Below are 9,379 nucleotides of genomic sequence, written 5' to 3' on the forward strand. Positions count from 1 at the left end.
CGTACCAGAAGAGCAGTGTTGTTGCGCCGATGAAGAGCGCGACAAGGGCAAGAACCGTGGCCAGCAGCGTGATAAGAAGCGTTGTGAGCATGGGGGAAATCTTTCCAAAAAGGCGAAAAGGCCGCATCCGGGTGATGCGGCCTTTGTGTTTGTGTCGTGATGCAGGGCGTTAGCCGTCGGCGGTGATTTGGTCCACGATTTCCTTGAGCTTGGCTTCGGATTCCTCAACGGGAACCTGACAGGTGCCAACGGCTTCGTGTCCGCCGCCGCCGTAGCGGAGCATGAGCTTGCCGACGTCGGTCTTGGACGTGCGGTTGATAATGCTTTTGCCCACGGTAAAGACCACGTTTTGGCGGTTCAGCCCCCACAGGATGTGCAGGCTGATGTTGATCTCCGGATACAGGGCGTAAATCATAAAGCGGTTGCCCGCGTAGATGATGTCCTGATTGCGCAGGTCGATAACGCCGCAGTTGCCGTGGACGGTGGTGTTGTCCTGCAGCATTTGCTTGAACAGCTTTTCCTGCTCGTAGTAGCGGTCCACGCGTTCCTTGACGTCCGGCAGGGCCAGAATCTTTTCCACCGGCATGGCGCGGCAGTATTCGATGAGGTCTTCCATCAGGCGGTAGTTGCTGATGCGGTAGTCGCGGAAGCGGCCAAGGCCTGTGCGTGGGTCCATGATGTAGCCAAGCAGAATCCACCCGGATGGGTTGAGGATTTCTTCGCGGGTCAGGTTGGCGCTGTCCACCTTGTCCACGGCTTCCATCATTTCGTCGAAGTCTTTGGGGAATTTTTCATGCCCACCGTAGTACTCCCAGATAACGCGCGCCGCGCTGGGAGCCATCTTGTACATGCCTTTGTACTCGAAGTCCGCACCAAGGCGGGCTCCCTCACTGGAGTGATGGTCGAACCACATTCCCGCGCCCTGCACATAGGGGACGTTGGCGAGGATGTCGTTCTCCGTGACTTCGATGGTGCCGTCCTGCAAGTCCTTGGGATGGGCGAATTTCCATTCGTCAATCAGCCCGAGTTCGTTGAGCAGGACCGCGCAGATCAGTCCGTCGAAGTCGGATCTGGTAAGCAGTCGCATGAAAGTTCCTCCTTGCTGGAGCTTGCCGTGGTGGCTCTGCGCCGCCATGGGGTAAGCGGAGATGCATGTATGCTATACATTCAATCTTATAGCCAGAACGGTTAAAATCTGTCAAAGATTTTGGGTGAAAGTGGGCGCGGTGAATTCGGTTTTTTCCTCAACATATGGTTTTCAATGAAAACGGTCATGCAGCTGGCTCTTTCCGTCATTGTCGCCGTGGGCGCGTATTTGGGGTGGCTTTACGTTACGCAGGAGCGTTTGGTGTACTTTCCGGACGCCGATGTACGGGGCACGCCCGCCGATGTGGGCCTGCGTTTCGAGCGCGTGTGGCTGACCACATCCGATGGCGTGCGGCTGCTCGCGTGGTACATCCCCCATGCTTCGCCGCGCGGCGTGGTGCTGTTTTGCCATGGCAACGCGGGCAACATTTCCCATAGGCTGGACACCGTGCGTGTGCTGGCGTCCATGGGGCTGTCCGTTTTGCTGTTCGACTACCGGGGCTATGGCGAGAGCGAGGGGGAGCCTACGGAGGAGGGCACCTATAAGGATGCGCAGGCCGCGTGGGAATATTTGACCATTGCGCGAGAGATTCCGGCGCGGGAGGTCATCGTCTGGGGGCGCTCCCTCGGCGGGGGCGTGGCCTCGTGGCTGGCGGCGGAGCATACGCCGCGCGCCCTTATCCTTGAATCAACCTTTACGTCCATCCCGGACCTTGGCGTGCGTGTCTACCGCTGGCTGCCGGTGCGGCTTTTGGCGCGCATCCACTACGCCACGGAGCGCCGACTTGCCGCCATTTCCTGCCCTGTGCTCGTCATCCACAGCCCACAGGACGAGGTCGTCCCCTACGACCTTGGCCGCCGCCTCTACGACGCCGCCCGCGCGCCGCGGCGATTCGTGGAAATAGAAGGCCTGCACAACGACGGATTTCTCCGATCACTGCGCAAGTACACAGAGGGTGTTGAGGCGTTTTTGCGCGATGAGGCGCGGACGCGGGAGGGGCTTTGAAGGGGGAGAGCGCATCGCGCGGTGATTGGGCCGCGTGCATGGCATACAAATGTGCCAGCTGTCGCCGCAATGGCGGCGGGCCAGTGGGCAGGCGGACAGGAGGTGTTGCCGTGGGCGAGGCCGTCGGCGTTGGCGGCGATGGGGGCGCAGGGGACTTCTCGCGCGTACTTTGCCGCTGAGGAGGACGCTCCGAGTGCATAAGGGCCGGGAGGCTGGTCGTCTTTTTTCCCCGCGTTGCCGGGGCAAGCACAGCGCGCCGCGCGGATGAGTCCGGGCGGCGCGCTGGTGTTTAGTCGTCCTTGGGTGGCGTGCGGGCGGGCTTCTCCTCACCACCCTGCCGCATCACGCGGGCGAGGGCCTCGGAGCGGAGCATGCGGAGTTTGTCGCCGGAGGCGGGACCGTTGTCTTGGTCTTTGTCCTCAAGGTGCACGGCAAGGATGGAGTCCAAGTCCCGGCGCGCCGTGGCGCTGTGGTCGTGATGCTTGTCGGCCTTCACCACGGCAAAGAGTTCGGATGTCAGCTGCTGGGCATGGGCGGCGGTGAGCAGGTCCACGCGGGTGCCGGGACGAAGCTCCGCGTAGCGGCCCGCCGTCATATGCAGGCGCGCGCTCAGGCCGCCTGCGCGGATGAAGCGCGTGGGCAGGGCAAGGCGTTCACCAAGGCGCAGGGCCGGGGATTCGCCAAGGTCGTCGTGCCCGTGGTGGCTGGGGTGTTTGTCTGTGGGCGTCATGGTTTTGCCGAGGTCATGGCACAGCGTCATCCATGCCGCCACCTCCCGGTCCGCAGGTGCGGGCGGGAAGTCCTCGTCGCCGGCCAGCCGGTCCAGCGCTTGCGCCGTATGCTCAAGGACGTCCTCGTCATGCCACGGCAAAGGCCCTGCCGGGATGCCCGGCGCGGAGAGGAATTCCTGAAACCATACGCCAAGCGCGCCGCCGCTGTGCAGGGCGCGCAGAAAGTTGCCCGGAGCCGGGGAACGCAGGGCCTTGCGCACTTCCTGCGCGATGCGTGGGGCAGCAAGGGCCGCAAAATCCGGTGACGCCGCGGCCTCGCGCATGGCGGTGAGGGTTTCCTCGTGCAGGGTGAAGTGGGGCAGTTGGGCCGCAAAGCGCGCGGCGCGGAAGACGCGGAGCGGGTCATCCTGAATGGCGCGCGCCGAGGCGGGGCGGATGGTGTGTTCGCGCAGGTCGCGCGCGGCGCGGGGGTGGCCTATGACCATGGACAGCGCTGTGCCCGGCGCGGGTATGCGCGGATAGTCCGGCAGGGGCAGGGCGAGGGCGTTCATGGTGAAATCGCGCGCGTCGAGGTCCGCCATAAGCTGGGCCTGCGCCAGCGCGCCGGGACCACTGCCGCAGCACGGGGCGCACGCAGAGCGGGGAAAGGCGTATTCGTGCCCGTCCATGATGAAGACGGGGAAGGCCTTGCCCACCTGCCGCGCGCTGGGAAAGCGCTGCTGGAATTCCTCCGCAGTGGCGTCCAGCACCAAAAAATCAAGATCTGTGGCGCTGCGGCCCGTGAGCATGTCGCGGACGGCGCCACCTACGAGGCATATTTTCATGCCTCCGGCGTATCATTTCTTGGAAATTGGGGCCAGTGGGATTGACCATGGCGACGCGGCGCAGTACTGCTGCGGCATGAACACGAACAAGGGCCTCTTTCTTTTGGGGCGGGGACTGGACGGCTTGGCCGACCCCCTGACCCCACAAACACTTGCGTCCTCGCACCCGGTGTGGGAGCGTGACATTGCCGCGCACGGGCCGTGGCGCGATGCCGGAGAAGGGGCTTTCTCCGCTGCGTCGTGGCCCCGGCAGCAGACGACACTGCTGTGCGGACCGTGTTCGTCCACGCTGGATGTGGCGCGTGATCCTGCCGTTCTGGAGCGCCTTGGCGACTGGGACGGTGTACTTGCGCAGTCGCAGTGGGCGGGACGGGGGCAGCTTCGGCGCAATTGGTCGTCGCCCGCCGGGAATATGTATTGCGCCCTGCGCATTCCCCGGTTGGACAAGGAATGGGACGCGGTATTGCCGCTGCTCATTGGCTTTTTGTGCGCCGAGGCGCTGGACGCCTTCGGCATCCACGCCCTCATTAAGTGGCCCAATGACCTGCTGGTGGAAGGGCGCAAAGTCGGCGGCATTCTTATAGAAGAGCGCGCCGGATGCGTCATCGCCGGAATAGGCGTCAACATAGTGGCCGCGCCGCCCGCCAGCACACTGCGCGAACCATGGTCCCCGCACGCCGCCGCACTTGCCGAGTGGTCCGGGGATGTTACGCCTTTAGCCCTGTGGGCCGCACTTGTGGATCGTTGTAAATATTGGTACAAGACTGCGCTCTGCGGTGACACGTCTCGAATATTTCTTCAACGCATAGTCGGGCGCATGGCCTGGGTGGGTCATGACGTTCTGATTCATGGAACCGAAAAGGAATTTCGGGTCACCGTTGTCGGCCTTGCTCCTGACGGTGGGCTTGTCGTCAGGCGTGATGGGCGCCAAGAGATTCTTTACGCCGGAAGCCTCTCTCCGGCATAACGCCGGGTTCTCCTCCGGCCCCGCGTCCTGCGGGAGAAACGTTACGCATTGGGAGAATAGCCTTGTCAGGGAACAACTCGCGCGCGACCTCCTTCTCCGAGGTCCTGGAACATGTCAGGGGCAAGCGTATTCTTGTGGCCAACCGGGGTATCCCCGCGCGGCGCATAGCTCGCTCCATCCGCGAAATGTGGGGTGCCATCCCCGTGATGACCGCCACAAAGCAGGACAAGACCTCGCCGGCGTCAAACGGCGTTCAGGAGCTGTTACTGCTGGGTGATAATCCCCGCGCCTATCTTGATATCGACACCATTATCCGAAAAGCGAAAGCTCAGGGTGTCATTGCCATCCATCCCGGCTGGGGCTTTGCCGCGGAGGATGATTCCTTCCCCGAAAAGTGCCGTCAGGCCGGGATTGAATTCCTCGGGCCCGAGGCCGAACCCATGCGCATCCTTGGCAACAAGGTGCAGGTGCGTGAACTGGCCCGCAAACTCGGCGTGCCCGTGGTGCCGGGGTCCGATTCCGCCGTCAGCATCCCCGAGGCCCGCAAGGTCGCCGAGGACATTGGCTACCCCATTATGCTGAAGGCAGAGGGCGGCGGCGGTGGCCGTGGCATCTATGAAGTCTACAAGCAGGAACAGCTTGAAGACGCCTTCGCCAAGGCGTCCACCATGGCGCAGGCCTCCTTTGGCAATCCGCGTCTGTACGTAGAGCGCCTGCTGACCAGCATCCGCCATATCGAGATTCAGGTCATCGCGGACAAGTACGGCAACGTCTTCGCCTTTGACGAGCGCGACTGTACCGTGCAGCGCAACCACCAGAAGCTGGTGGAAATTACGCCGTCCCCGTGGCCGATGATGACCGAAGAACTGCGCGAGCAGCTCAAGGAATACTCCCGTCAGCTTGTGAAGGCCGTTGGCTACCACTCGCTGGCAACGGTGGAGTTTCTGGTGGATCAGCACGGGCGTGCCTACCTCATCGAGGTGAACACCCGCCTGCAGGTGGAGCATGGCATCACCGAATGCCGCTACGGCGTGGACCTTGTGGAAGAGCAGATCGCCATCGCCTTTGGCGCGGAGCTGCGCTTCAATGACGAGGACACCAAACCGCTGAACCACGCCATGCAGGTCCGCGTGAACTGCGAGGACCCGCAGAACGGCTTTGCGCCCAACTCCGGCCTCATCACGCGCTACGTCTCTCCCGGTGGTCCGGGCGTGCGTATCGACTCCTGCGTGTGCGCCGGGTACGAATTCCCGTCCCAGTACGACTCCGCAGCCAGCCTGCTGGTCGCCTACGGCAAGACGTGGAAAAAGACCCTGCGCGTCATGGAGCGTGCGCTTCGTGAATATTTTGTCGGCGGCGTCAAGACGACCTTGCCCTTCCACAGGCAGATCATCCGCAACCGCCAGTTCCGCGATGGCGAGTACGATACCAACTTCATCGCCAAGACGCCGGAACTCATGCATTACCGCTATGAGGAGCCGGAGTCCCACCGCCTGACGCGCCTCGTGGCCGAGATATCCGCCAAGGGCTACAACCCCTATGTGCAACTGGGCGAGTACCGGGGCCGTACGGACAAGCGCATGGCGCGTTTTGAGCCGGTGCTGCCGGAGCTTGATCCCAAGCGTTTCGAGTCGCCCTATCCGCAGGGTGACCGCAAGGCGCTCTTGGACTACCTGCGCGACACGGACCATGTGCATTTCATGGACACCACCGCGCGCGACATCACGCAGTCCAACAGCGGCAACAGGTTCCGTCTGGCCGAGGATAAGCTCATTGGCCCGTACCTCGACAACTGCGGGTTCTTCTCGCTGGAGAACGGCGGCGGCGCGCATTTCCACGTGGCAATGCTGGCCAACATGACCTACCCGTTCACCGAGGCCGCGCGCTGGAATCAGTTCGCCCCCAAGACGTTGAAGCAGATTCTCATCCGCTCCACCAACGTGCTGGGCTACAAGCCGCAGCCGCGCAACCTGATGCGCCGCACGGGCGAGATGATCAACGAGCATTACGACATCATCCGCTGTTTCGACTTCCTGAACCATGTGGAGAACATGCGGCCCTTTGCCGAGGTGGCGCTGGCGTCCAAGGCGAATGTCTTTGAACCGGCCATCTCCATGTCGTGGGCGCAGGGCTTCACCGTTCAGCACTATCTGGGCGTGGTTGAGGAAATTCTGGCCCTTGTGCGTGACGTTGCGGGTGTGAGCCTGAAACAGGCCGAGAAGATGATCATCCTTGGCCTCAAGGACATGGCTGGCGTGTGTCCGCCGCACTTTATGCGCGAGCTGGTCGGCGCCATCCGCAAGCAGTATCCTGAACTTGTTCTGCACTACCACCGCCACTTTACGGACGGCCTCTTTGTGCCCGCCGTTGGCGCGGCCGCGCAGGCCGGGGCGCACATTGTGGACACTGCCATTGGCGCGTCCGTGCGCTGGTACGGGCAGGGCGAGGTGCTGTCCACCGCCGCCTACCTTGAGCAGGAACTCGGCCTCAAGACGAATCTGAACAAGGACATGATCCGCTCCTGCAACTTCGTGTTGAAGCAGATTATGCCGTACTACGACCGCTACACCGCGCCGTACTTCCAGGGCATCGACTACGATGTTGTGGACCACGGCATGCCCGGCGGCGCCACGTCGTCCTCGCAGGAGGGCGCACTCAAGCAGGGGCACATCCGTCTGCTGCCGTATATGCTGAAGTTCCTTGCCGGAACGCGCAAGATTGTACGCTATCACGACGTGACCCCCGGCTCGCAGATTACCTGGAATACGGCCTTTCTCGCTGTGACTGGCGCGTACAAGCGCGGCGGCGAGCGCGAGGTGCAGGAACTGCTGGACGTTCTGGACTTTGTGGTCAAGACGCCCGAAAACGAGCTGCCCGAGAATATGAAAAAGGCGCGTCTGGCACTGTATTGCGACGCCAACGACGCGTTCCGGAGCCTGCTCCTTGGCGAGTTTGGCCGCCTGCCGCTGGGCTTCCCGGCGGACTGGGTGTACGAGAGCGCTTTCGGGCCGGAATATCAGTGCGCGCTGGACCGCCGCACCGAGGCGTCTCCTCTCGAAACGCTGCCGGACGTGAACATCGACGCCGAGCAGGCTTCCTTGTCCGAGCGCCTGCGCCGCACGCCCACGGAAGAGGAGCTGGTGATGTACCTGAATCATCCCGGCGACGCCCTCAAGACCATCGAATTCAGCGAAAAGTTCGGCGACTGCAATTGCCTGCCGCTGGATGTCTGGTTCGAGGGGCTGGAAGTGGGCCGCGAGATGTTCTTTGAGGACTCCGACGGCAAGCCGCACTCCATGACCATCCTGCATATGTCCGAGCCGGACGAGCAGGGCATGTGCATTGTGCGCTACTCGCTGGATTCGGAATTCCTGAGCATGGAAGTGAAGGTTGCCGAGGCGCAGGCCGCCGCAGCCGAGGGGATGGAAATTGCCGACCCCAAAAACTCCATGCAGGTCGGGTCCCCGTCCAATGGCGACCTTTGGGTGATGTACGTCAAGCCCGGAGATATCGTGGAAAAGGGCGAGGAGCTGTTCAATATCTCCATCATGAAACAGGAAAAAGCTGTGCTGTCGCCGGCTGCGGGCATCGTTAAGCGCGTGCTCCGTGCGGCGGATTATCAGGAAGACAGGAAAATGATTCCCGTCAAGGAAGGGGAACTGCTCGTTGAGCTTGGTCCCATTCCCAAAACCTGCCCGACATGCAGGCAGCATATCCCTGCGGATGACTACGTGTTCTGTCCCGGATGCGGGCAGAAGCTCCAGTAGCGAAGCACCCGGGCAGGAGTCCATCCTGCCCGGTTTTTTTGCGGAGCAATCGTGTTGACGAGGCGAGGGGTGTAGGGGTATGTACAATCAGGTTATATTATTCACTTAGCAGATTGTGCTTGACCTACGCCGCGTTCATTATCTAAAGCCTGAGCGGCGCAAGCTTTTGCGCATGCAAATACAGATCACTATTCCCGATCCGCTCTCATAGGAGGAGAGAATGGCCAAAGGACAGCAGAAGGTAGCTGACGCTGAGAAAAAGACCGCCAAACCCACGAAAAAGCAGACATCAAAAGTGGACGCTCTTAAAGAAAAGATCGTGCTGAACGGCGCGGATATCGTCGCAATTGGCGAAGAGGCAGAGATCCTCGTCGGTGGCAAGAACTACAATACGGCCATCATCAGCCAGGTTGAAGGCATCAGGGCCCCCCAGTTCCGGGCTATCTCCTCCATCGCTTTCCATAAGCTCCTCGACGAAACCAAAGTCGACGCCGCTCTGGTTCGCTCTTCCGTTGAGGAAGAGTACAAGCGCATCGACTGGGGCGATGAAGAAGTCAATAAGGATTCGGATTATCTTCAGAAGTTTGTGCGGAACGTTGCCCGTAAGGTGCGCGAGTCCGACTCCGAAGGCACAAAGGTCCGCCTGCGTTCCTTCGTGAATAACGTTGTGGATGGCTTTGCGACCTCTCCCGAGGGCATCGACCAGCTCCGCAAGCGTTCCGTCTTGGTGCAGACCGCCATCCTTTCCGTGGTGTTGCCCGCAGACGTGGAGCGCGAAGTTCGCTCCGCCTACACCGGCATCTGCAAGGAAGCCGGTCTTGAGGACGTGCCTGTGGCCGTCCGCTCCTCCGCAGCAGGCGAGGACAGCCGGAAAAAGGCGTTCGCCGGTCTTCAGGATACCTACCTGAACATCGTTGGCGAAAACCACTGTGTGGAAGCCTACCACTGGGACTGCGCCTCCGCCTACAACCTGCGCAGCATGACCTACCGCCGTGAAG

At 61.7% G+C, this 9,379-nt stretch carries 6 protein-coding genes; 4 read left to right on the plus strand and 2 right to left on the minus strand.

The features are described 5' to 3' along the window. Window positions 1-169: 169 nt before the first annotated feature. Window positions 170-1,087 (minus strand): exopolyphosphatase, encoded by a 918-nt coding sequence (locus ACY69P_RS10000; RefSeq protein WP_404844763.1) that lies wholly within the window; start codon window positions 1,085-1,087, stop codon window positions 170-172. A gap of 186 nt (window positions 1,088-1,273) precedes the next feature. On the opposite strand from ACY69P_RS10000, the gene ACY69P_RS10005 reads away from it, so the two are divergent. Further along, window positions 1,274-2,092, plus strand: coding sequence for an alpha/beta hydrolase (locus ACY69P_RS10005; RefSeq protein ID WP_462327353.1), 819 nt, complete (start codon window positions 1,274-1,276; stop codon window positions 2,090-2,092). Between the two features lie 289 nt (window positions 2,093-2,381). Here the strand turns inward: ACY69P_RS10005 and ACY69P_RS10010 are convergent, their stop codons facing one another. After that, a complete protein-coding gene (locus ACY69P_RS10010; RefSeq protein ID WP_462327354.1) occupies window positions 2,382-3,647 on the minus strand; it encodes an HD domain-containing protein in 1,266 nt (421 codons plus the stop codon). Between ACY69P_RS10010 and ACY69P_RS10015 the strand changes: the two genes are divergently transcribed. The 3 genes from ACY69P_RS10015 to ACY69P_RS10025 all read left to right on the plus strand — a co-directional run. Further along, entirely contained in the window at window positions 3,646-4,614 is a 969-nt protein-coding gene (locus tag ACY69P_RS10015; protein ID WP_462327355.1) for a biotin--[acetyl-CoA-carboxylase] ligase, read from the plus strand. The two genes, ACY69P_RS10010 and ACY69P_RS10015, sit on opposite strands and share 2 nt — an antisense overlap. A 62-nt stretch (window positions 4,615-4,676) precedes the next feature. Continuing rightward, entirely contained in the window at window positions 4,677-8,381 is a 3,705-nt protein-coding gene (locus tag ACY69P_RS10020) for a pyruvate carboxylase (RefSeq protein ID WP_462327356.1), read from the plus strand. 220 nt (window positions 8,382-8,601) lie between these two features. Beyond that, window positions 8,602-9,379 (plus strand): PEP/pyruvate-binding domain-containing protein (locus tag ACY69P_RS10025; protein WP_462327357.1); only part of this gene is annotated, 778 nt, incomplete at its 3' end.

The sequence above is a fragment of the Desulfobaculum sp. genome (genome assembly GCF_054921475.1).

Bases quoted from the DNA above. Each gene is read 5' to 3' on its own strand.
- ACY69P_RS10005 (WP_462327353.1), top strand. From the start codon at position 1,274: ATGCAGCTGGCTCTTTCCGTCATTGTCGCCGTGGGCGCGTATTTGGGG.
- ACY69P_RS10010 (WP_462327354.1), bottom strand. From the start codon at position 3,647: ATGAAAATATGCCTCGTAGGTGGCGCCGTCCGCGACATGCTCACGGGC.
- ACY69P_RS10015 (WP_462327355.1), top strand. From the start codon at position 3,646: ATGCCTCCGGCGTATCATTTCTTGGAAATTGGGGCCAGTGGGATTGAC.
- ACY69P_RS10000 (WP_404844763.1), bottom strand. From the start codon at position 1,087: ATGCGACTGCTTACCAGATCCGACTTCGACGGACTGATCTGCGCGGTC.